This is a genomic window from Arsenicicoccus sp. oral taxon 190 (assembly GCF_001189535.1).
Classification (GTDB): Bacteria; Actinomycetota; Actinomycetes; order Actinomycetales; family Dermatophilaceae; genus Arsenicicoccus.
Genome location: NZ_CP012070.1, coordinates 2,669,086 through 2,690,513 on the forward strand (window position 1 = coordinate 2,669,086; position 21,428 = coordinate 2,690,513).

General features: G+C 73.0%; 20 protein-coding genes. 11 read left to right on the forward strand and 9 right to left on the reverse strand.

Annotation, left to right across the window (positions count from 1 at the left end; all coding sequences use genetic code 11):
• Positions 1–3: 3 nt before the first annotated feature.
• Positions 4–1,113 (reverse strand): L-erythro-3,5-diaminohexanoate dehydrogenase, encoded by a 1,110-nt coding sequence (locus tag ADJ73_RS12460; protein WP_050348528.1) that lies wholly within the window; start codon positions 1,111–1,113, stop codon positions 4–6.
• Between the two features lie 88 nt (positions 1,114–1,201).
• On the opposite strand from ADJ73_RS12460, the gene ADJ73_RS12465 reads away from it, so the two are divergent.
• The 7 genes from ADJ73_RS12465 to ADJ73_RS12495 all read left to right on the forward strand — a co-directional run bounded on the left by ADJ73_RS12465 (position 1,202) and on the right by ADJ73_RS12495 (position 8,279).
• Positions 1,202–2,644: a KamA family radical SAM protein gene (locus ADJ73_RS12465; RefSeq protein ID WP_050348529.1), complete on the forward strand. Its 1,443-nt coding sequence runs from the start codon at positions 1,202–1,204 to the stop codon at positions 2,642–2,644.
• 446 nt (positions 2,645–3,090) lie between these two features.
• A complete protein-coding gene (locus ADJ73_RS12470) occupies positions 3,091–4,005 on the forward strand; it encodes a LysR substrate-binding domain-containing protein (RefSeq protein ID WP_050348530.1) in 915 nt (304 codons plus the stop codon).
• The gene (locus ADJ73_RS12475) at positions 4,002–5,168 is read left to right on the forward strand and encodes a mandelate racemase/muconate lactonizing enzyme family protein (protein ID WP_082176978.1); all 1,167 of its coding nucleotides are present in this window, start codon (positions 4,002–4,004) and stop codon (positions 5,166–5,168) included. Before ADJ73_RS12470 ends, ADJ73_RS12475 begins: the two co-directional genes overlap by 4 nt.
• 118 nt (positions 5,169–5,286) lie before the next feature.
• Positions 5,287–6,159 carry a catechol 1,2-dioxygenase gene (gene catA, locus ADJ73_RS12480; RefSeq protein WP_050348531.1) on the forward strand — a complete coding sequence of 291 codons (873 nt, stop codon included), beginning with the start codon at positions 5,287–5,289 and terminating at the stop codon, positions 6,157–6,159.
• Positions 6,160–6,208: 49 nt separating this feature from the next.
• Complete coding sequence (catC, locus tag ADJ73_RS12485) at positions 6,209–6,505, forward strand: muconolactone Delta-isomerase (protein WP_082176979.1); 297 nt, start codon at positions 6,209–6,211, stop codon at positions 6,503–6,505.
• A gap of 31 nt (positions 6,506–6,536) precedes the next feature.
• A complete protein-coding gene (gene ybaK, locus ADJ73_RS12490; protein WP_050348532.1) occupies positions 6,537–7,043 on the forward strand; it encodes a Cys-tRNA(Pro) deacylase in 507 nt (168 codons plus the stop codon).
• Positions 7,044–7,076: 33 nt separating this feature from the next.
• Positions 7,077–8,279, forward strand: coding sequence for a thiolase family protein (locus ADJ73_RS12495; RefSeq protein WP_050348533.1), 1,203 nt, complete (start codon positions 7,077–7,079; stop codon positions 8,277–8,279).
• 72 nt (positions 8,280–8,351) lie between these two features.
• On the opposite strand, the gene ADJ73_RS12500 is transcribed toward ADJ73_RS12495, so the two are convergent.
• A complete protein-coding gene (locus ADJ73_RS12500; RefSeq protein ID WP_050348534.1) occupies positions 8,352–8,807 on the reverse strand; it encodes an Lrp/AsnC family transcriptional regulator in 456 nt (151 codons plus the stop codon).
• Positions 8,808–8,846: 39 nt separating this feature from the next.
• Between ADJ73_RS12500 and ADJ73_RS12505 the strand changes: the two genes are divergently transcribed.
• The gene (locus ADJ73_RS12505) at positions 8,847–9,788 is read left to right on the forward strand and encodes a 5'-3' exonuclease (protein ID WP_050348535.1); all 942 of its coding nucleotides are present in this window, start codon (positions 8,847–8,849) and stop codon (positions 9,786–9,788) included.
• A 24-nt stretch (positions 9,789–9,812) separates the two neighbouring features.
• Here the strand turns inward: ADJ73_RS12505 and ADJ73_RS12510 are convergent, their stop codons facing one another.
• Positions 9,813–10,655 (reverse strand): DUF3152 domain-containing protein, encoded by an 843-nt coding sequence (locus tag ADJ73_RS12510; protein WP_156188230.1) that lies wholly within the window; start codon positions 10,653–10,655, stop codon positions 9,813–9,815.
• 105 nt (positions 10,656–10,760) lie between these two features.
• On the opposite strand from ADJ73_RS12510, the gene ADJ73_RS12520 reads away from it, so the two are divergent.
• On the forward strand, positions 10,761–11,168 hold the full coding sequence (locus tag ADJ73_RS12520) for an HIT family protein (protein ID WP_050349441.1): 408 nt from the start codon (positions 10,761–10,763) through the stop codon (positions 11,166–11,168).
• A 40-nt stretch (positions 11,169–11,208) separates the two neighbouring features.
• Here the strand turns inward: ADJ73_RS12520 and ADJ73_RS12525 are convergent, their stop codons facing one another.
• Positions 11,209–12,207, reverse strand: coding sequence for a helix-turn-helix transcriptional regulator (locus tag ADJ73_RS12525; protein ID WP_050348538.1), 999 nt, complete (start codon positions 12,205–12,207; stop codon positions 11,209–11,211).
• A 231-nt stretch (positions 12,208–12,438) separates the two neighbouring features.
• Between ADJ73_RS12525 and ADJ73_RS12530 the strand changes: the two genes are divergently transcribed.
• Complete coding sequence (locus ADJ73_RS12530; protein WP_253272570.1) at positions 12,439–13,806, forward strand: MFS transporter; 1,368 nt, start codon at positions 12,439–12,441, stop codon at positions 13,804–13,806.
• Between the two features lie 92 nt (positions 13,807–13,898).
• Here ADJ73_RS12530 and ADJ73_RS12535 read toward each other — a convergent pair whose 3' ends face one another.
• The 5 genes from ADJ73_RS12535 to ADJ73_RS12555 all read right to left on the reverse strand — a co-directional run bounded on the left by ADJ73_RS12535 (position 13,899) and on the right by ADJ73_RS12555 (position 20,233).
• Positions 13,899–16,754 carry a DEAD/DEAH box helicase gene (locus tag ADJ73_RS12535; protein WP_050348540.1) on the reverse strand — a complete coding sequence of 952 codons (2,856 nt, stop codon included), beginning with the start codon at positions 16,752–16,754 and terminating at the stop codon, positions 13,899–13,901.
• 75 nt (positions 16,755–16,829) lie between these two features.
• The gene (gene tatC / locus ADJ73_RS12540; RefSeq protein WP_253272571.1) at positions 16,830–17,681 is read right to left on the reverse strand and encodes a twin-arginine translocase subunit TatC; all 852 of its coding nucleotides are present in this window, start codon (positions 17,679–17,681) and stop codon (positions 16,830–16,832) included.
• Between the two features lie 20 nt (positions 17,682–17,701).
• On the reverse strand, positions 17,702–18,112 hold the full coding sequence (gene tatA / locus ADJ73_RS12545; protein WP_050348541.1) for a Sec-independent protein translocase subunit TatA: 411 nt from the start codon (positions 18,110–18,112) through the stop codon (positions 17,702–17,704).
• Positions 18,113–18,236: 124 nt separating this feature from the next.
• Positions 18,237–19,232, reverse strand: a complete 996-nt coding sequence (locus ADJ73_RS12550) for a helix-turn-helix transcriptional regulator (protein ID WP_050348542.1) — start codon at positions 19,230–19,232, stop codon at positions 18,237–18,239.
• Positions 19,229–20,233 (reverse strand): helix-turn-helix transcriptional regulator, encoded by a 1,005-nt coding sequence (locus ADJ73_RS12555; RefSeq protein ID WP_050348543.1) that lies wholly within the window; start codon positions 20,231–20,233, stop codon positions 19,229–19,231. Before ADJ73_RS12555 ends, ADJ73_RS12550 begins: the two co-directional genes overlap by 4 nt.
• 37 nt (positions 20,234–20,270) lie before the next feature.
• Here ADJ73_RS12555 and ADJ73_RS12560 point away from each other — a divergent pair, with 37 nt between their 5' ends.
• Positions 20,271–21,404 carry a DUF3866 family protein gene (locus ADJ73_RS12560; protein ID WP_050348544.1) on the forward strand — a complete coding sequence of 378 codons (1,134 nt, stop codon included), beginning with the start codon at positions 20,271–20,273 and terminating at the stop codon, positions 21,402–21,404.
• The last annotated feature ends 24 nt before the right edge of the window (positions 21,405–21,428 follow it).

Consider the following 21,428-nt stretch of genomic DNA (forward strand, 5'->3'; position numbering starts at 1 on the left):
GGGTCAGTGTGCCCGGGGCGCCAGACGCCCCTCGAACAACGCGCGCACCGACGGGTCGGACCTCAGCAGGTCGAGCGCCAGGGCCGCGTGCCCCGGGGTGTAGCCGTTGCCCACGAGCATGCGCACGTCGGCCGCCAGGCCCTCGGCGCCGAGCGCGGCGGCGCTGAAGCTGGTGGCCATGGAGAAGTAGACGATCGTCCCGCCGTCGCGGGTCACGAGGATGGACGGGTGCTCGCAGCCCGGCACGTCCACGCACACGACCGTGACGTCGGCCGGGCCGTGGGCGGTCTCGACGGCATCGAGGAGCCCGAGGGGGTCTCGCGCGTCGGCCAGGACGACGTCGTCAGCGAGCGTCGTGCCCGACAGCAGGTCCGCCTCCGCCTGGACGGGGACGACCGCGGTGAGGTGGGCCGCCCCGGCCCGGCGTGCGGCGGCGAGCGACAGGGAGCCCGACTTGCCGGCGCCGCCGAGGACGAGCACGTCGGGCGCCGCTCCGGTGCGCGACCGGTGCTCCCGCACCACGCGGTCCACCAGCGCCGGGGCGCCGCAGACGTCCATGACCATGAGCGCGAGCTCGGGGTCGAGGTCGTCGGGCAGGACCGCGGCGATCGAGCGGCCGAAGAGGATGGCGTGGCCCTCGGCCGGGATCCGCTCGTCCTCGCCGTCCCACCGGGCGAGCCCGTCGGTGATCCGCAGCGGCGTCAGGGACAGGCTCACCAGGGTGGCCACGCGGTCCCCCGGCCGCAGCCCGAGCGGGCTCTCGGGGCCGACCTCGTCCACCGTGCCGATCAGCATGCCGCCGGACCCCGTGACGGGATTCTGCATCTTGCCGCGCTCGCCGACGATGTCGAGCACCGCCTGGCGCAGGGCGCTCCCGGCATACGACCCCCGGAGCTGGCGATAGCTCGCGGCGTCGAGGTTGAGGGTCTCCACGCACACGCGGATCTCGTCGGGCCAGATCTCGGGCCGGTCGTCGAGCCGCCGGGCGGCCTGCGGCAGGGCGGGTCGCTCGCCGGGGCCGAGGATCACCCGGTGCAGGCCGTATGGCGAGGCGCCGGTCGCAGGGGGCGTGGGGGCAGCTGCGCCGGGACGGGTGATGTGCGCACTGTCCATGCCGATTCTCCACTCCGAGATGGGTGATGATGCAAAAACTGTTGCCCACACTCTTGCAGGCCGCAAACTCTCCGCTACCGTAGGGGTCATGAGCGCGATGGAGCAACCATACGTCTACCGTCGGCGCGAGCTCGTGGAGCCCGACTGGAGGCGGCTGCCGGGCTGGCGCGACGTGACCGACAAGGAGTGGGCGAGCGCCCAGTGGCAGCGCACCCGGTGCGTCAAGAACGTCCGGCAGCTGCGCGAGCTCATGGGCGACCTGCTCACCGAGGAGGTCTACGCCGACCTCGAGCGCGACCAGGCCGAGCGGGCCACCATGTCGATGCTGGTGCCGCCGCAGATGCTCAACACCATGGTCCCGGCCGTCGACGCCCCCATGCCGGCGGCGGGAGCGGAGTTCAGCGCCGCGTTCCTCGCGGACCCGGTCCGCCGCTACATGCTCCCGGTGTACTCCGACCGGCGCACGGACTGGGCGAGCCACCCCCACGCCTCGCGGGACTCCCTGCACGAGGCGGACATGTGGGTGGCGGAGGGGCTCACCCACCGCTACCCCACCAAGGTGCTCGCCGAGCTGCTGCCCACCTGCCCGCAGTACTGCGGCCACTGCACGCGCATGGACCTCGTCGGCAACTCCACGGCGCAGGTCACCAAGCTCAAGCTCGCCGGCAAGCCCGTCGACCGGCTCGACGCGATGATCGACTACCTCAAGGGGTCCCCGCAGGTCCGCGACGTCGTGGTCTCGGGCGGCGACGTCGCCAACATGCCGTGGAAGAACCTCGAGTCCTTCCTCATGCGCCTGCTGGAGATCGACAACATCCGCGACATCCGCCTCGCCACCAAGGCGCTCATGGGCCTGCCCCAGCACTGGTCGGCGCCCGACGTGGTCGAGGGTGTGGGCCGGGTCTCCTGGACGGCGGCCCGGCGCGGCGTCGGCCTCGCGATCCACACCCACATCAACAACGTGCAGTCGGTGACCCCCGCGGTCGCCACCGCCACCCGGCTGCTGCACGAGGCCGGGGTGCGGTCGATCCGCAACCAGGGCGTGCTGATGCGCGGCATCAACGACACGCCCGAGGCGCTGCTCGACCTGTGCTTCACGATGCGTGACGAGGCAGCGATCAACCCCTACTACTTCTACATGTGCGACATGATCCCGTTCAGCGAGCACTGGCGGCTGTCGCTCGTCGAGGCCCAGCAGCTGCAGCACGCGATCATGGGATACCTGCCCGGCTTCGCGACGCCGCGCATCGTCTGCGACGTGCCGTTCGTCGGCAAGCGGTGGGTGCACCAGGTCGAGGAGTACGACCGCGAGCGCGGAATCTCCTTGTGGCGCAAGAACTACCGCACGTCGATCGAGGGCGAGGAGGTCGACGTCACCAGCACGGACTACGCCTACTACGACCCGATCTACACCCTCCCCGAGAGCGGGCAGCGCTGGTGGCGCGAGCAGCGCGACGAGGGTGCCGTGGCCGCTGCGCACGCGGCGGAGCTCGCTGCCGCGGCGGCCTCGCGCACCGCCTCCTTGGTCTGAGCGCCCCTCCCCCTGTTCCCTCCTCCCCTACTTAGAGGTCAGTCCACCTGGATCGTGCGGGGTGCCGGGGTCCGGTCAGGCGGGCGGTGGCGGGTCCTCCGCCGCCCAGGCGGGCGCGCCCGGCGACAGACGCGCTCCTCGGGGCGCTCCACCACGGCCTGGTCCAGATCGAACTTCGGGGTGCCGGTGGGGTGCGGCATGGTTCCTCCTGTGGCGTCGTCGGCACGGACTGCGGTGCGGCAGAGGCGGTCTGGCCGCGTGCCCCAGACCACTGCCGCCGTCGTCCGAGGGGTCTCGCCCCGGTCATCTGCCCAGGGTTGACCCAGGTGCTATTGACACCTGCTGCCTATCAATGAGGCTTAAACAGGTATTTGTGTAGATCAATCGGGCGGCTCTACCGTGATGACGGAGCGAACGCACTGCCCTCACCGACGAGGAGGTCACCGATGGAGCTGCGTCATCTGCGCTACGTCGTCGCCGTGGCCGAGCAACGTCACTTCGGCCGCGCCGCGCGCTCGCTGCACATCTCCCAGCCGCCGCTGTCCCAGGCCGTCCGCCAGCTCGAAGACGAGCTCCAGGTCGAGCTGTTCGAGCGGACCACCCGCACCGTCGCGCTGACGCCGGCCGGCGAGGTCTTCGTGGCCGACGCCCGGCGCACCCTCGCGGCGCTCGACGACACCGTGGAGCGCACCCGCCGCATCGCCCGCGGCCAGGTGGGGGTCCTGCGGATCGCGCTGACCGGGTCGGCGACCTACGGCTACCTCCCCCGCATGGCTGCCCTGGTCAAGGCCCGTATGCCGGGGGTGGGCCTGCAGATCCAGACCGACCGCCTCACGCCGCAGCAGGTGCACGACCTCGACGCGGGTCGCATCGACGTCGGTGTCCTGCGCCTGCCCGTCCGCGACGACCGCCTGGCCACTCGCCTGATCGCCCGCGAGCCCCTCGTGCTCGCTCTGCCGTCGGGCCACCGCCTCGTCGACGACCCGGAGGTCACCGTCGACGCCCTGGTCGAGGAGTCCTTCGTCGTCCTGGCGCCGAGCGCGCGCTCGGTGGTGACCGACGCCGTGGTGCGCACCTGCTTGGACGCCGGCTTCTACCCCACCATCGAGCACGAGGTCACCGAGATGTCGGCCCTGCTCTCCCTCGTGGCCGGCGGCCTCGGCATCGCCCTGGTCCCGGCCTCGACCCGCGCCTCCGGCCTGGAGGGCGTGACCTTCGCCGACCTGCCCGGCACCGCGACCGTCGACCTGGCGCTCGCGTGGCGTGCCGACCAGCCCAACCCCCTGGTGGAGGCCTTCGTGCAGACCCTCGAGGAGCACGACCTCCTGCAGGCCGACCCCGATCGGAAGGCCCCCCGATGACCGCCCTCCCGACCATTGCGGCCACTGCGTCCACTGCGCCCGGCGCCAGCAGCGCCGACCTCACCATCACCGAGGTGGAGACCATTCCCTTCGCCATCCCCTACCGCAAGCCCCTGGCCTTTGCCAGCGGGTCGGTGAGCGTCGCCGAGCACGTGCTCGTCCGGGTGCGCACCGCGGGCGGCCTCGTGGGCGTGGCCGAGGCTCCGTCTCGTCCGTTCACGTATGGCGAGACCCAGGCCTCGATCGTCGCCGTCATCTCCCAGATCTTTGCCCCGGCCGTCGTCGGGACCGACGCGCTGCACCGCGAGCGGATCCACGCCCGGCTGCGCCGGACCGTCGGCAACCCCACGGCCAAGGCCGCCCTGGACATGGCCCTGTGGGACGTCGTGGGCCAGGCCTTCGGGCGCCCGGTCACCGAGCTGCTCGGCGGCTACGCCGACCGCATGCAGGTGAGTCATATGCTGGGCTTCGCCGACCCGGCGGCCATGGTCGACGAGGCCGAGCGCATGCGCTCGACGTACGGCATCACGACCTTCAAGGTCAAGGTCGGGCGTCGCCCATTCCGCCTCGACGTCGACGTGTGCCGGGCCCTGCGCAAGCACTTCGGCGACGCGGTGGAGCTCTACGTCGACGGCAACCGCGGATGGACCCCGTCCGAGGCGGCCCGCGCCCTGGACGCGATGGCCGACCTCGACCTCACCCTGGCCGAGGAGCTGTGCCCCGCCGACGACGTGCTCGGTCGCCGCTGGCTGGCGTCCCGCACCACCATCCCCACCGTCGCCGACGAGAGCGCCACCACCCCCGGAGAGGTGACGCGCGAGCTGCTCGGCGGCTCCGCGAACGCCATCAGCATCAAGACCGCCCGCACCGGCTTCACCGACTCCCGCCGCGTCCTGCACCAGTGCCAGGGCCTCGGGGTCGAGGTCGTGATCGGCAACCAGATCGACGGGCAGCTGGGCACCGCGTGCGCGGTCGCCTTCGGCTCGGCCTACGACGCGACGACCCGCCGCGCGGGCGAGCTGTCCAACTTCCTCGACATGAGCGACGACCTGCTCGCCGAGCCCCTGCAGATCCACGACGGCATGCTCGCCGTCAGCGGCCGCCCCGGCATCGGGGTCACCGTCGACGAGGACAAGCTCCAGCACTACCGCGTCGACCTCTGACGGCGGGGCGCCATACGGCCTCTCACCGCACGGCACCACCGCCCCGCCGCCACCCGCCAGCACGACCCGCACCGCACACCACAGACCGGTGGCACCGATGCCACCCCAAGGAGAGACCATGAGCACCGACACCACCCAGCCCACCCCGACCACGCTCGAGGCGCGCGCCGCCGACTCCGGCGCCAACGCCACCGCCGCCTTCCGCAAGAAGCAGCGCACCCTCGAGGTCCCGCAGGAGCGCGTCGACGCGATCGCCACCGAGGCCATCGAGGCCCTCCACGAGGTCATCCGCAAGCACCGCCTCACCTACGAGGAGTACGACGTCCTCAAGTCCTGGCTGATCCAGGTCGGCGAGGACGGCGAGTGGCCGCTCTTTCTCGACGTGTGGTTCGAGCACGTCGTCGAGGACGTCAACACCGATCACCGTCAGGGCAACAAGGGCTCCATCGAGGGTCCGTACTACGTCCCGGACTCCCCGGAGCAGGGCTCGCACGGCACCATCCCGATGCGCGACGACGAGCCCGGCGAGGCCCTGACCTTCCAGGGTCAGGTGCGCACCACCGACGGTTCCGCCCTCCCCCACGCCAAGGTCGAGCTGTGGCACGCGGACGCAGGCGGCTTCTACAGCCAGTACGCCCCCGGCCTGCCCGAGTGGAACCTCCGCGGCACCTTCACCACCGACGACGAGGGCCGCTTCGAGATCCACTCGATCATCCCCGCCCCCTACCAGATCCCCACCGACGGCGCCTGCGGCAAGCTGATCGCCGCCGCGGGCTGGCACGCCTGGCGCCCCGCCCACATGCACCTCAAGGTCTCGGCGCCCGACCACGAGCTGCTCACCGCGCAGCTCTACTTCCCCGGCGACCCCCACAACGAGGACGACATCGCCACGTCCGTCAAGCCCGAGCTCATGCTCGACCCCAGGCCGGCCGCCGACGGCCAGGGCCAGGTCGTGGACTACGACTTCGTGATCGACCCCGTCCGCGCCTGAGCCAGCCTCGACCCTGCCACCACCCACCACCCGCACCGAGGAGCACACCATGCTGTACGCCGTGAAGATGGACGTCGCGATCCCCCACGACCTGGATCCGGCGGAGCGGGACGCCACCCTGGCCCGCGAGAAGGCGTACTCCCAGGACCTGCAGCGCGGTGGTGAGTGGCGGCACATCTGGCGGTGCGCCGGCCAGTACTCCAACATCTCGGTCTTCGACGTCGAGAGCAACGAGCGGCTCCACGAGATCCTCTGGAACCTCCCGCTGTTCGCGTACATGACGATCGAGGTCACGCCGCTGGCGACGCACCCCTCGGACATCGCGCTCGCCCCGGCGGCGGGCTGAGAGCCGGGCGGGGGCGGCATACGCTCGGCCCATGGCCAGCAAGCGCGCCCCGTCCGGCAACCCAGCCTCCCCCGCCACGCCCGCGACCACCGCGCTCGACCGCGCAGGGGTGCGCTACCAGGTGCGGGCCTACGAGCACGACCCGGCGGCCCCGTCCTACGGCCTCGAGGCCGCCGCGGCGCTGGGCGTCGACCCGGCACGGGTCCTCAAGACCCTCCTGGTGGACACCGGCGCCGGGCTGGCCGTCGGGATCGTCCCCGTCGACCGGCAGCTGGACCTCAAGGCCCTCGCCACGGCCCTGCACGTCAAGCGGGTCACGATGGCCGATCCCGCTGCGGCGCAACGCTCGTCGGGCTACGTCGTGGGCGGCATCAGCCCGCTCGGGCAGAAGCGCCCGCTGCCGACGGTCGTGCACGCCGCGGCGCTCGGCCACGACACCGTCCTGGTCTCCGGCGGCCGCCGCGGCCTGGACGTCGAGCTCACCCCCACCGACCTGATCACCCTGACCCGGGCCACCACCGCCGACATCGCCCGCTGAACCCCTGCCCGACCCCTTCCCGAAAGGTCCCTCGTGACGCGCCCCACCGCCTTCCTCTACGACAGCATCCGGACCCCCTTCGGCCGGTTCGGCGGCGCCCTGGCGGGGGTCCGCCCCGACGACCTGGCCGCCCACGTGGTGCGCGCCCTGGTCGATCGCTCCCCCGGCCTCGACCCGAAGCGGATCGACGCGGTGACCTTCGGCAACGCCAACGGCGCCGGGGAGGAGAACCGCAACGTCGCCCGCATGGCCACCCTGCTCGCCGGGCTGCCCGTCTCGATCCCCGGCAGCACCGTCAACCGGCTCTGCGGCTCCTCGCTCGACGCCGCAATGGTCGCGTCCCGCCAGGTGCTGGTCGGCGACGCGGACCTCGTGCTCGTCGGCGGGGTCGAGTCCATGAGCCGCGCCCCGTGGGTGCTGCCCAAGACCAGCAAGCCCTACCCCGCCCACAACCTCACCGCCGAGAACACCGCGCTCGGCTGGCGCCTGGTCAACCCGCGCATGCCGGGCGAGTGGACCGTCAGCCTCGGCGAGGCCACCGAGCAGCTCGCCGAGCGTCACGGCGTCTCCCGGGAGCGGCAGGACGCCTTCGCGGCCGAGTCCCACCGGCTCACCGCCGCGGCCTGGGACGAGGGCCGGTATGCCGACCACGTGGTCTCCGTCCCCGGCGCCGACCTGACGCGCGACGAGGGCATCCGGCCCGACTCCACCCCGGCGACGCTGGCGGGCCTGCGCACCGCCTTCCGCGCCGAGGGCGGCACCGTCACCGCGGGCAACGCATCACCGCTCAACGACGGCGCGTCGGCCGGGTTCGTGGGCTCCGAGCGGGCGGCCGACCTGCTGGGGCGCGACCCGCTTGCCCGGATCGTGTCCCGCGGCGAGGCCGGCAACGAGCCGCAGCTCTTCGGCTACGCCCCGGTGGCGGCGGCCGAGCAGGCGCTCCGGCGCGCCGGCCTGACCTGGGGCGACATCGACGCGGTCGAGCTCAACGAGGCCTTCGCGGCGCAGTCGCTGGCGTGTCTGGACGCCTGGGAGCGCGACGGTCTGGACGTCGGGGTGGTCAACCGCTGGGGCGGCGCCATCGCGATCGGCCACCCGCTGGGTGCCTCCGGGATGCGGGTGCTCGGCACGGTGGCGCGCCGGCTCGCCGCGACCGGGGGCCGCTACGGTCTCGCCGCGATCTGCATCGGCGTCGGCCAGGGCCTCGCCGTGGTCGTCGAGAACCCCGGCGCCTAGACCGGACCCCGCCCCGCCATACGCCGCTCTGCCTTGGCCCCTCTGCCTTGGCCGCCCGACCCTGCCCCCGCCCTACCCCGCCTGCGGAGGCTCCAGCGCCGACCGCCCCTCCCAGGGCGTGGACAGCACCACCGTGGTGCGGGTGGACACGTTGGCCGCCGCTCGGATCTGCGCGATCAGCTCCTCCAGCGCGTGGGGCGTCGCCACGCGCACCTGGAGCACGTAGGACATGTCGCCGGCCACCGAGTGGCAGGCCTCGATCGCGGAGATCCCCCGCAGCCGCTCGGGGATGTCGTCGGGCTCGGTCGGGTCCAGCGGGGCGATCGAGATGAACGCCCCCATCGGCAGGCCCGCCTGCGCCTGATCCACCCGGGCGTGGTATCCCGTGATGACCCCGCGCTCCTCGAGCCGCCGCACCCGCTGGTGGATCGCCGACGTGGACAGGCCCGTGGCCTTGCCGAGGTCGGTGTAGGACATCCGGCCGTCCCGCGTCAGGTGCTGGACGATCTGCTGGTCGACGGCCTCCATCCGGCCAGTCTAGCGGCGGGGTGCCCCTACGCTGGCAGCATGGATGCGAGTCCCCGCCTGATGCTCCTCGACGCCGCCTCGCTGTACTACCGCGCCTTCTACGGCGTCCCGGACCGCCGCAAGACGCCGGACTCGCCGCCGTCCAACGCGGTGCGCGGCTTCCTCGACATGATCGCCACGCTCGTCCAGACCCACCGGCCCACGCACCTCGTGGCGTGCTGGGACGAGGACTGGCGCCCCGACTTCCGGGTGGCGGCGATCCCGAGCTACAAGACCCACCGTCTCGCGGACGGCTCGGACGTCGCCGAGGACACCCCCGACGCGCTGGCGCCGCAGGTCCCGGCGATCGTGGACGTGCTGGCCGCCCTCGGCATCGCCCGGGTCGGCGCGGCGGGCTACGAGGCGGACGACGTCATCGGCACGCTGGTGCACACCTACGCCGGCGAGCTGCCCATCGACGTCGTGACCGGCGACCGGGACCTCTTCCAGGTCGTGGACGACCGGCGCTCGGTGCGGGTGCTCTACACCGCGCGCGGCGGGGTGCGCGACGCCGACGTGGTCGACGAGGCCTACCTGCTCGCGAAGTACGCCGTCTCCTCGGGCCCCGCCTACGCCGACATGGCGGTGCTGCGCGGCGACACCAGCGACGGCCTGCCCGGGGTGCCCGGGATCGGCGAGAAGTCCGCGGCCCAGCTCATCGAGACGTATGGCGACCTGCGCACCCTGCGCGCCGCGGTCGACGGCGGGGACCCCGCCATCAAGGGAGCCCGGCGGGCCCGGCTGGAGGCGGCCTCGGACTACCTGGACGTCGCGCCCACGGTCGTGCAGGTCGCGACCGACGCGCCACTGCCGGGTCTCACCCGCGAGACGCTGCGGCTGCCTCGGGAGGTCGTGGACCCGCGGCTGCTGTCGCAGGTCGCGGACGAGCTCGGGGTCGGGTCGAGCGTCGGCCGGGTGCTGTCCGCCCTCGCGATCCCCTGACGCCGGCTCCCCCGCGGCGGTCGGTCAGGCGCCGTCGAGTGTCGGCCACGGGTTGGGCCGGCACGACCCGACGCCCTTGCTCTGGTGCATCATCACGGGCGCGTTGCGTCCGGCGGCGCCGCACTCCTCGTGCCCGTGCCCGAGGAAGTGCCCCACCTCGTGGTTGACCATGTACGCGCGGTAGGCCGTCAGGTCGGCATACGTCGGGGTCATCAGCGTCCACCGGTCGGAGTTGAGGATCACGTCGTCGCCGTGGCGGCAGCTCCAGGTGCCGAGCATGCGCAGCGGCAGGCACATCCGGTCCACGGTGGGCGGCGACGCGAGGTAGATCGTGAACTCGGCCGCGCTCGCGTCCGGCACCAGGGCGAACGACGCGTCCTTCTCCCCGATCCATCCGCGCGGGTCGTCGAGGATGCCCGCGATCTCGCGCGCGGCGGCATCGGCCGCGATGCCGGTGCCGCCCTCGACCTTGACGGCATACCGGTGGACGCGCGGGGTGGTGCGCGCCGGCGCGATCGTGAGCGAGGCCGCGCTCCAGGTCCCGTCTCCCCGCACCCCCGAGTGCGGTATGCCGCCCGCCGCAGACCTCGTCGTCGCCGTCGGCCGCGGCGTCGCTGAGCTCGGCAGGGTGGTCGCCGGAGTGGTCGCCATGGTGGCGGCGGAGGTGACCGTGGGTGCCGTCGCGCTGGGACGCGCCGCGGCAGGGCTGCTGGTGCTGGGTGCCGGGGCACGCGAGGGGTCCGGGGCAGCGCACGAGCGGAACACGAGGGCGACGGCCACGACGAGCAGCACACCCAGCGCGGCGAGGACGACCCTCCCGCGCGGGGTCAGACGGAGTCCGGGGCGGGACGGCTGCGGCGCGCTCACCCCATCAGGCTAGGAAATCTGGGCGCCCCCTGGACGAGCCACGCCGAGGGTGCCCAGCACCGAGTGGTACTCGCGGCGGTGCTCTCGAACGGGCAGAGTGCGTCCATGGAGTGCGTCTTCTGCCGTGTCACCCGTGGCGAGATCCCGTCGAGCACCGTCCATGCGGACGACCAGGTCGTGGCCTTCATGGATATCGCGCCTGCGACGCCGGGCCACCTGTTGGTCGTCCCGCGCGCCCATGCCGCCGGCCTCGGTGACCTCGATCCTGGAGATGCCGCGCAGATGATGGTGGTTGCCCAGCGCCTCGCGGGGGCGTTGCGAACCGCGCTGTCACCGGCGGGAGTGAATCTGTGGCCGGCCGACGGGCGGGCGGCCGGGCAGGAGGTGTTCCACTCTCATCTGCACGTCGTGCCTCGGAATGAGGGGGACGGTTTCACCGTCTCGGCCACCTTCCAACAGCCGGCGCGTGACGTGCTCGACGGTCTCGCCGCCCAGGTTCGGGATGCCTTGTAGCCACACTCGTCCGTAGCCGCAGACCGCCACGGTGCGTCGGTCAGCTCGTGGTGGCCGGGGTCTCGAGCCGATCCTTGATGGTGGCGAAGGCCTGGGCCAGCTCGGGTGGGGATGCGTCGCTGATCGCGGTGTCGAAGGTGATGAACAGCCCGGCGACGCCCGCCCAGGACCAGCCGCCGATGGTCAGCGCGCAGCTGGTGCCGTTGATGGGGGTGACGACGGATCCGCCGGGGGGCCAGCGGGCGACGACGTCGGCGGGCAGCTGGAGCGTGGCGGTTCCGATGCACTGCCACTGGCCGGGGGTGTCACCGCGGTGTGGGTTCTGGATGACCAGGCGGGTGATGTCGTCGGGGGTCAGGGGGTGTGGGGTGAATGACCTGCCTGCGGGGGTCTTCGGGTGGACGCGGTCGACGCGGTACGTCGCCCAGGTGCCGTGCTGGGCGTGCCGGGCGATGAGGTACCACCGTCCGGCCCAGACGACGAGGTGGTGCGGCTCGACCTCGACGGGCGGACTGAAAGCGGGATTGCCTGGCGCAGGGACGGCCCCGTCCGGGGCGGCGTAGTCGAAGCGCAGGGTGCGGGTGGTCCGAACTGCTGATCCGATGGCCCGCAACGTGGACACGTCGACGGGTGGGGCGGAGAACTCCCAGTAGTTGCGCAGGTTGGTGACCTCGAAGGCTTCGCTGGCGGCCCGCAACCGTGCGGGCATCACGTGCCGCAGGGTGGTCAGGGCCCGAGCGACGGCATAGTCGATGCCGGTGACGGTGGCGGGGGCCGTCTGCAGAGCCAGCGCGATGGCGATCGCCTGGTCGTCGTCGAGCACCAGGGGTGGCAACTTTCCCCCAGCGCCCAGGCGGTATCCACCGCCCGGGCCCTTGATGGAGTCGACTGGGTAGCCGAGCTCTCGCAAGGTCTCGACGTCGCGGCGCAGCGTTCGCGGCGAGACACCGACCCGCTCAGCGAGGTCACGGCCGGTCCACTCCAGGCGTGCCTCGAGCAGCGAGAGGAGGCGCAGGATCCGCGCGGAGGTGTCGGCCATGGCCTCAGCATCCCGCAGTGGCGGTCACTCGGCGTCCGCTACCCCCGAGACGGTGATTCCATGACTGGATCTCACTCGGACCGTCCCACCCCCGACGCGGCTGCCGGAGCACCACCCCGCGTTCAACCTGACGGCGTCGCCGACGCCGCGGGGTCTGCCTCGCAAAGACAGGGCCGTCTCGGGGGGCGTGCTGCCTCGATGCCTCTGCTCGTGGTGCTGTTCGCTTCGTTCATGGATCTGCTCGACGTCACCATCGTCACGGTGGCTGCCCCCCACATCGCCGCCGACCTGGATGCGACCCAGGCGCAGCTGCAGTGGATGCTGGCGGCGTACACGCTGGCACTCGGTTCGGGTCTGATCACCGGGGGCCGGGTCGGTGACGACGTCGGACGGCGCCGGGTCTTCCTGGTCTCGCTGGCGTGCTTCGCCCTGGCGTCCGCGGCGTGTGCGCTGGCGCCGAGTGCCGGTTTCTTGACCGGCATGCGCGCTGTTCAGGGACTGGCCGGGGGGTTCATGGTCCCGCAGGTCTTCGGCATCATCCGCTCTTCCTTCGAGCCGGCCGCGATGGCCAAGGCCTTCGGCGCGTACGGCGCTGTCCAGGGCCTCGCCTCGGTGGCCGGCCCGCTCATCGGCGGGGCTCTCGTCGACGCCGACCTGTGGGGCTCGGGGTGGCGCACGATCTTCTGGATCAACGTCCCTGTCGCGGTGGTGGCCCTCGCCCTCGGCGTCCGGGTACTGCCCGAGTCTCACGCACCGGCCCGGTCTCGACTTGACGTCGTCGGGGCCGTCCTGACGGCTGGTGGCGTGTTCCTGCTCCTCCTGCCGTTGGTGCAGGGCCGCGACTGGGGCTGGCCCGCCTGGGGCTGGGGCCTCCTGTCCCTCGGCGTGGTGCTGCTGGCCGGGTTCCTCACCTACGAACGAGTCCTGGCGCGTCGCGGCGGCGAACCCGTCCTCGACCCGGCTCTCCTTCAGGTGCGCCCGTTCACGGCCGGCCTTGCGGCGTCGGTGCTGTTCTTCGGCGGCCTGGCCTCGTTCTTCCTCGTGCTGTCGATCTACCTGCAAGCCGGGACCGGTCGTTCTGCCTGGGATACGGGCCTGGTCATCGTGCCGTACGCGATCGGGTCGATGATCACCTCAGGCGCTGGAGTCGCCCTGGCTGCCAAGGCCGGACGAGCTCTGCTCGTCACCGGGTCACTGACCCTGGCCGCCTCGCAGGGGCTGACGTGGTGGCTCGTGCGCGACGGCGTCGCCCCCGGCTACTGGGCCCTGGCTGCGGTGATGTTCCTCGGCGGGCTCGGGCTGGGGCTGGGCGCCCCGATCCTGGTCAACGTCGTCCTGGCCGGAGTCCCCGGTCGTGCCGCCGGTGCGGCCGGCGGTGTGCTCTCGACCGCCATCCAGATCGGCGGCGCGGTCGGCGTCGCAGTGCTCGGCACCGTCTTCTTCAACGCCCTCTCGTCCAGGAGCACCCCTGCCGGTCCTCCCGAGGTGGTGTTCGGTCACGCGCTGGCCCAGGTGATGCCCTGGCAGGTCGCTGCCTATCTGCTCGCTGCGCTCGCGATGCTCGCCCTCCCCAAGACCGCCGCAGCTCACCGGCACTGATCACTCATCCCGGTCGAACGCATCAGAAGACGGACGTGACCACCCAGGACGTGGCCTGGGCCACCACCAGCGCACCCAAACCGCAAGGGCCCCTAGTCGAGGCGGTCGGCGGCGACCACGCCGCGCATCACGCCGTCGATGGCGTGGCGCGCGGTGGCGGCGAGGGCGGGCTGCGGCGCGCAGGTCGCGATCTGGCCCAGCAGGTCCACGATCTGCTTGCAGCGGCGCACGAAGTCCCCGGCGGCCATGTCGCTGTCGCGCAGGCACACCTCGAGGGACTGGCCGGCGGCCCAGCGGTGCACGGGCCAGATCATGCCGCCGTCGGGCTCCCCGGTCTCGGGCAGCCCGGCCGCGGCCTCACGGTCGCTGATGGTGGACCAGAGGCGCACCATCTGGCGGTAGGCCTCGGCGACCTCCTCGTTGGGGACGCGCGGGGTGGCGTCGGTCTCGTTCTGCCGGGGCTCGTAGACCAGGGCCGACACGACGGCGGCCAGCGACGGGGCGTCGAGCCGCTGCCACAGGCCGTGGGCGAGGCACTCGGCGGCGAGCAGGTCCTTCTCGGAGTAGAGCTTGCGCAGCATCTGGCCGCTCGCGGTCACCGCCTTCCCCGCGGGGTCGAGGTAGCCCAGGTCCGCGAGCAGGTCGCAGATGCGGTCGAACTGCCGCGCCACGGAGTTGGTGCGTCCTGACACCTTGCGCCGCAACCCCGCCGTCTCGCGGGACAGCCGGTGGTAGCGCTCCGCCCAGCGGGCGTGGTCCTCCCGGTCCTCGCACTGGTGGCAGGGGTGGGCCTTCATGCGGCGGCGCAGCGCCGCAACGGCCTGCTCCCCCGCCGCCGCGTCGTCCGACGCGGCGCCGCGTCGGCCCTTGGGCGGCGGCTCGTAGGGCACCTTGGCCCGCACGGTGGACGCCAGGTCCTTGCGCATCTTGGTGTTGCGGGCGTTGAAGTTGCGAGGCAGGTCCAGCCGGGTGACGGGGTGGACCGGCGCATCGACGTCGTGCACCGTCAGCCGCCGCGCCCGCCCGTCGGGGTTGATGACCAGCGGCGTCGGCGGTCCGTTGCGCCCGGCGGTGTTGGCGTTGACCACGATCGCCATGCCCGTGTGCCGGCCCTCGCGGACCGAGATGACGTCGCCGGCCTGCAGGTCCTCCAGGGACTGCTCGATGGCGGCGCGCCGGGACGCGGTCCGCTCCCGCGCCATCGCCTTCTCGGTCTGGCGGATCTGCTCGCGGATCGTGGAGTAGTCCTCGAAGTTGCCGAGGTGGCAGGTCATCGCCTCGCGGTAGCCCTCGAGGGCCTCCTCGTTGCGGCGCACCTGGGTCGCCAGGCCGACCACGGCCCGGTCCGCCTGGAACTGCGCGAAGGACGTCTCCAGGATCTCCCGGGCGTCGGCCCGGCCGACCCGCTCGACCAGGTTGACCGCCATGTTGTAGGTCGGTCGGAAGGACGAGTTGAGCGGGTAGGTGCGGGTCGAGGCGAGACCGCCGACGGCCAGCGGGTCGATCCCGCGCGACCACACGACGACCGCGTGCCCCTCGACGTCGATGCCGCGGCGGCCGGCCCGGCCGGTGAGCTGGGTGTACTCCGCCGGGGACAGCTCGACGTGGGCATCACCGTTGAACTTCACGAGCTTCTCGAGCACGACGGTGCGGGCGGGCATGTTGATGCCCAGGGCGAGGGTCTCGGTGGCGAAGACCGCGCGGACCCGCCCGGCGGTGAAGAGCTCCTCCACCACCTCCCGGAAGGTCGGCAGCATCCCCGCGTGGTGGGCGGCGAAACCCCGTGTCAGCGCCTCCACGAAGTCGAAGTAGCCGAGGATCCCCAGGTCCGCGTCGCCGACCCCGGCCACGCGCTCCTCGACGATCCGACGGATCCGGGCGCCCTCCTCCGGCGGCACCAGCCGCACGTCCTGCGCCAGCAGCTGCGCGACCGCCGCCTCGCACCCGGCGCGGCTGAAGATGAAGGTGATGGCGGGCAGCAGACCGTCACGCTCGAGCCGGGCGATCACCTCGGCCCGCGAGGCGGCGCCACCCGGTCGGGAGCCCCCCGCCGAGCCCCGTGGGCCACCCCCGGCGCCCGGCCCGAAGCCGCCACCGGGGCCGCCACCGGGCCCGCCCGACCCCCGGCCGCGCCCCTTGCCGCGCGAGCCCCACGGGTCGTTGGCGCGAGACCCGGACCGGGGGCCGCGGCCGGCGCCATACGCGCTGCGCTCGAGCGACTGGAGCCGGTGCACGAGGTCCGGGTTGACCTTGGCGATCTCGCCGGAGATGCGGTTGTGGCTGTCCCGGTCCTCCTTGAGGATCGAGCCGCCCTCGTCGACGAAGAGGTCGAAGAGCTCGCGCCCGACCATCATGTGCTGCCACAGCGGCACCGGCCGGTGCTCGGAGACGACGACCGCGGTGTCGCCGCGCACTGTCCCCAGCCACGCGCCGAACTCCTCGGCGTTGCTGACCGTCGCCGACAGGGAGATGACCTGCACCGACTCGGGCAGGTGGATGATGACCTCCTCCCACACGGCGCCGCGGAAGCGGTCGGCGAGGTAGTGCACCTCGTCCATCACGACGACCCCGAGGTCCTGCAGCGACGTCGAGCCGGCGTAGAGCATGTTGCGCAGCACCTCGGTCGTCATCACGACGACCGGCGCCTCGCCGTTGATCGAGGCGTCCCCGGTGAGCAGCCCGACCCGGTCCGCGCCGTAGCGGGCGACGAGGTCGTGGAACTTCTGGTTGGACAGCGCCTTGATCGGGGTCGTGTAGAACGCCTTGCGCCCGGTCGCGAGCGCCAGGTGCACCCCGAACTCCCCCACGATGGTCTTGCCCGCGCCGGTCGGCGCGGCGACCAGGACCCCGTGCCCGTCCTCGACGGCGGCGCAGGCCTCGAGCTGGAAGTCGTCCAGCGGGAACGCGAACCCGCCCTGGAAGTCGTCGAGCAGGGGATGCAGGGCCATGCTCAGCAGGCTATGCGAGTGAGCGGGCCGATCCGGTCAGGCGCTCGAGCCGTATGCCGCTCCCCCGCGCTCCCCCTAGAGGTCCTGGGGACCGATCGGGCTCGCCTCGTCGTCGGCCAGGGCGCTGTAGTCCGGCTGCCGGCGGGCCCGACGGGCGTCCAGCACGCGGGCGACCCCGTAGGCGCCGAAGTAGAGGCCGGTCAGCGGCAGCGCCAGCGCGAACATCGTCCACGGGTCGGGCGTGGGCGTCATCATCGCGGAGAAGGTGAAGATCAGGACGACGGCGACGCGCCACCCCTTGAGCATCACCGGTGCGGGCAGGACGTGGATGACGTTGAGGGCCACGAGCAGGACCGGCAGCAGGAAGGCCAGGCCGAAGCTGAGGATGAACCGCGTGACCCAGGTCAGGTAGTAGTCGGCCTGCAGGATGTTGGAGGCGCCGTCGGGCGTGAACTCCAGCAGCACCTCGATGGCCTTGGGCAGCGCGTAGAGGGCGCCCCAGCAGCCGAGCAGGAAGAGCGGCAGGGCTGCGGCGATGAAGGCCAGCGCGGTGCGCTTCTCCCGCTTGTGCAGGCCGGGGACGATGAAGGCCCAGATCTGCCAGAGCCACACCGGGCTGGCCAGGATGATGCCGACGAAGAACGCGACCTGCAGCTTGAGCGAGAAGGCGCCGGTGATGTCCTGGAAGGCCAGGATGACGTTGGCGTGCCGGGCCGCGGCCGACAGCCGCAGCGGCTCGGTGAGCCGGAAGACCAGCGGGTCGTAGATGATCCAGCCGATCACGGCGCCCAGGCAGATCGCGATCGCGGCCTTGATCACCCGGTTGCGGAACTCCCGCAGGTGGTCGGCCAGCGACATCCGGCCCTCGGGGTCACGAGGGGCCCGGCGTCGCCGCCGCCCCTCGGGCGCGGTGCGCTGCAGCGCCATGGGAGCCTGGCTGCCGGGGGTCAGGCGCGGGGGGCCGCGTCGCCGCCGTGGTCACGCTTGTAGCGGACCCCGTCGACGACCACGTAGTCGTCCCCGCGCGTGGCGCCGGCCGGAGCCGTGGTGCCCGTGCTGGTCGTGCTGGTGGTGCTCGTGCCGGTGGAGCCCGCGTGGTCCGTCGGGTGGCCCGGGGCAGGGCGCTCGGTGCGCGTGGTGGTCGTGGTCTCCTCGGTGACGGTCTCGCCGTCGACCGTGGAGCGGCTGGCGCGCGACGGCTTGTCGTCGTCCTGCATCGCCGACACCTCGGACTTGAAGATGCGCATGGACCGGCCGAGGCTGCGTGCCGCGTCGGGCAGCCGCTTGGCACCGAAGACGATGATGATCAGGAGCACGAGGATGATCAGGTGCCAGGGCTCGAGCACGTTGCGGACCATGGGGGTGCCTTCCGACGGGTACGGCGGTCGTGGTTCCTCATCCTACGGGTGGCAACCCGGTCCGCGACGACCGCCGGTGAACTCACGGTGACGCCAGGGTGACGCGCCGGGGTCGCCAGCCGTCCTACTGGTAGCGGGCCAGGGCCTCCTGAGCCGCCTGTCGCACCGTCTCGCGCAGCTCGGCGGGCGACACGACGTGGGCGGCGCCCCCGAGACGCAGCAGCAGCCGGCGCAGCCACGCGGTGTCGGAGGTGGCGATGGTGACCCGCAGGCCACCGCCGTCGAGCTCGGTCGCGGACTCGCAGGGGTAGTAGTCGCGCACCCACCGGGCCTGCGGGGCGAGGTCCAGCTCGACCCGCAGCGACAGCTCGTCGGGCCGGAAGATCCCGTTGTCCAGGTCCCGGGGTCGGGCGTCCGCGGGCGGGGTCCCGTCGGCGTCGAGGACCTCCAGCGCGCTGATCCGGTCGAGGCGGAAGAGCCGCACGTCCTGGGCCCGGTGGCACCAGGCCTCGAGGTACCACGGCCCGTCGACGCTGACCAGGCGCATCGGGTCGACGTCGCGCTCGGTGGTCTCGTCCCGGCTGGGCACGACATAGCTGAGGTGCACCCGCCGGTGCGCCGCCAGCGCGCCGCGCAGCGCGGTGAGGTGCCGGCCGCCGTCGCCGAGGCCGTCGTCGTCGGCCTCGACGGCCATGTCGACGCTGATCTGCCCCGCCCCGGTGACGCCGGACACCTCCCCGGTGGCGGCCTCCAGCTTGGCGAGGGCGCGGTCCACGGCGTCGCGCTCCCCCAGCCCCGGCACCGCGGCCAGGGCCCGCAGCCCGACCATGAGCGAGAGCGCCTCGTCGACGCCGAGCCGCAGCGGCCGGGCGATCGTGTCGGCGTTGGAGACGTAGACGCGCCCGTCCTCCCACTGCGCATCGATGAGGTCGTCGTGGTAGCCGCCCGGCGTCCCGCACAGGAAGAGCAGTGCCAGGTCGGCCTCCACCTGCTCCGGAGAGACCCCGAACTCCCGTGCGGCGACGTCGATCTCGACGCCCTGGTGGCGCAGCAGCCACGGCACCATCGTCAGCAGCCGGTCCAGCCGGGCGGTGGCCGACTCGTTCATGTCGACGCTCATGGCGCCCCCTCCGTCATGGCGGTCACGGCTCCCTGCAGGCGGCGTATGACGGCCTCGCGCAGCTCGGCGGGCGCCACCGCCTCGACGGCCGCCGCGTATCCCGCCAGCTCGTCCGCCATGCGCTCGGTGTCGCCGCAGGCGAGCTCGACCAGGTCCCAGCCGAGGGCGGTCGGGTCCGGGCGGGTCGCGGTGGCGCGCCGGCGCAGCGCGTGCCCGGCGCCCTCCCGCACCCGCAGCGTCGCGGTGACCGGGCGCGAGTCGGTGGCCTGGGCGCGGATCACGGCGAGCGGGTCGTGGTCGGCGGGGACGGCATACGACCCGGGGCGGCCGGCCCAGGCGATGGGGCCCTCCACCCGACCCAGCCGGAAGACGCGGGGGGCCTCACGGTCCAGGTCGAAGCCGGTGAGGTACCAGCGGCCGTGCCAGGCGGCGATGGCCCACGGCTGGACGTGCCGGGTGGCGACCTCGCCGTCGCGGGCCTTGCGGTAGGCGAACCGGACGGGGCGGCGGGCCAGCACCGCGTCCTTGGCGCGGGCGAAGGCGGGCTCGGCGGTGCGCACCCGCGGCTCGAGGCCGATGACGCTGGAGTCGTCGCGCTCGACCCCGGCGGCCTCGAGCTTGCGCAGCGCCTGCGCGGCCGGGCCCGCCAGCGAGGCCTGCGCCCAGGTGCGGCTCGCGAGGCCCAGCACGGCCAGCTCGTCGGGCTCGAAGGACAGCTCGGGCAGGGCGTACTCGCGGCCGTCGATGCGGTAGCCCTCCTCGTTGTCGAAGAAGGTGTCGATCTGCTCGGTCACGAGCGGGATGCCGAGCTCGCGCAGCTCGTCCTTGTCGCGCTCGAACATCCGGTTGAAGGCGTCCTCGGAGGTCGCCTCGCCGTACTGCGGCACCGCCTCGCGGATCTTGGACTTGGGCAGCGGTCGGCGGGTGTAGAGCAGGCAGATGACCAGGTTGAGCAACCGCTCGGTCTTGGCCGAGCTGACGGGTGTGCGCGCCTTGGGCACGAGCTGGTCCCCCTTCGAGAGCGGCTAGCCTGACGCCGTGATCCGCTGGCGCACCGCTCGAGTCGACGCCGTCCGGGCCGAGTGGCCCGGCGCAGTCGAGTATGCCGTAACTGTTTTCGAGACGGGAGGCGGCGGGCGCGGCGCGGCGGCCGCGTGTCGGGCGCTCGGCTACGTCGGGCTGGTCGGGCGGGCCGAGCCCGGCGACACCGTCCTGCTCAACGTCGCGGCGCTGGAGCGGGGCCTCGGCACCGGCGGACTCGCGCTGGTCGTGGCGATCCCGGACCGGCTGCCGGCCGACCCGCCGCCGGGGCCCGGGCACGTGGTCAAGGCCCGCTACACCCCGCTGCAGGCCATGGTGCTCGGCGTGGACGAGCAGGAGAGCCCGCACCACGAGACGCTCGCCGACGCCGACACCATCGCCTCGATGCCCGTCGTCACGGCCGACCTGCACTCGGCGCTGCCCGCCGTCCTCGCCGGGCTGCGCGCCGGGCGGCCGGGCGTCAGGGTCGCCTACGTCATGACCGACGGCGGGGCGCTGCCGGCGGCCTTCTCCCGGACCGTGACGGGGCTGCGCGAGGCCGGCTGGCTGGACGCGTGCATCACCGTGGGGCAGGCCTTCGGCGGCGACCTGGAGGCGGTCACCGTCCACACCGGGCTGCTGGCCGCCCGGCTCGTCGTCGGCGCCGACGTCGCGATCGTCGCGCAGGGCCCCGGCAACCTCGGCACCGGCACCCGCTGGGGCTTCTCGGGCACCAGCGCCGGGGAGGCCGTCAACGCCGCACACGTGCTCGGCGGCCGCGCGATCGCGTCGCTGCGGGTGTCCGAGGCGGACGCGCGTCCCCGGCACCGAGGCCTGAGCCACCACAGCGTGACGGCATACGGCCGGGTCGCCCTGGCGCCCGCGGAGGTGCCCGTGCCCGACGAGGCGAGCCCCCTGGCCCGGCAGGTGCGGCGGCAGGCGGAGCAGCTGTGCGCCGGCTCCGCCGGACGGCTGCGGCTCGTCGACGTCCCGACGACCGGTCTCGACGAGGCGTTGTCGGTCTCACCGGTCCCGCTGCGCACCATGGGACGCGACCTCGGCACGGACCGTATGGCGTTCGTGGCCGCCGCCGTCGCCGGTCGGCGCGCCGCCGACGTGCTGGGACGCGCGAGTAACCTTTGTCCCGACTAGCCTCCATCCGAAGCGGCGTGTGAT

Coding starts and splice junctions, on each gene's coding strand:
- ybaK (WP_050348532.1), top strand. CDS start 6,537: ATGGCCAGCAAGCGCGCCCCGTCCGGCAACCCAGCCTCCCCCGCCACG.
- ADJ73_RS12460 (WP_050348528.1), bottom strand. CDS start 1,113: ATGGACAGTGCGCACATCACCCGTCCCGGCGCAGCTGCCCCCACGCCC.
- ADJ73_RS12465 (WP_050348529.1), top strand. CDS start 1,202: ATGAGCGCGATGGAGCAACCATACGTCTACCGTCGGCGCGAGCTCGTG.
- ADJ73_RS12535 (WP_050348540.1), bottom strand. CDS start 16,754: ATGGCCCTGCATCCCCTGCTCGACGACTTCCAGGGCGGGTTCGCGTTC.
- ADJ73_RS12530 (WP_253272570.1), top strand. CDS start 12,439: ATGGATCTGCTCGACGTCACCATCGTCACGGTGGCTGCCCCCCACATC.
- ADJ73_RS12475 (WP_082176978.1), top strand. CDS start 4,002: ATGACCGCCCTCCCGACCATTGCGGCCACTGCGTCCACTGCGCCCGGC.
- ADJ73_RS12505 (WP_050348535.1), top strand. CDS start 8,847: ATGGATGCGAGTCCCCGCCTGATGCTCCTCGACGCCGCCTCGCTGTAC.
- ADJ73_RS12470 (WP_050348530.1), top strand. CDS start 3,091: ATGGAGCTGCGTCATCTGCGCTACGTCGTCGCCGTGGCCGAGCAACGT.
- tatC (WP_253272571.1), bottom strand. CDS start 17,681: ATGGCGCTGCAGCGCACCGCGCCCGAGGGGCGGCGGCGACGCCGGGCC.
- catC (WP_082176979.1), top strand. CDS start 6,209: ATGCTGTACGCCGTGAAGATGGACGTCGCGATCCCCCACGACCTGGAT.
- ADJ73_RS12520 (WP_050349441.1), top strand. CDS start 10,761: ATGGAGTGCGTCTTCTGCCGTGTCACCCGTGGCGAGATCCCGTCGAGC.
- ADJ73_RS12525 (WP_050348538.1), bottom strand. CDS start 12,207: ATGGCCGACACCTCCGCGCGGATCCTGCGCCTCCTCTCGCTGCTCGAG.
- ADJ73_RS12500 (WP_050348534.1), bottom strand. CDS start 8,807: ATGGAGGCCGTCGACCAGCAGATCGTCCAGCACCTGACGCGGGACGGC.
- catA (WP_050348531.1), top strand. CDS start 5,287: ATGAGCACCGACACCACCCAGCCCACCCCGACCACGCTCGAGGCGCGC.
- tatA (WP_050348541.1), bottom strand. CDS start 18,112: ATGGTCCGCAACGTGCTCGAGCCCTGGCACCTGATCATCCTCGTGCTC.
- ADJ73_RS12550 (WP_050348542.1), bottom strand. CDS start 19,232: ATGAGCGTCGACATGAACGAGTCGGCCACCGCCCGGCTGGACCGGCTG.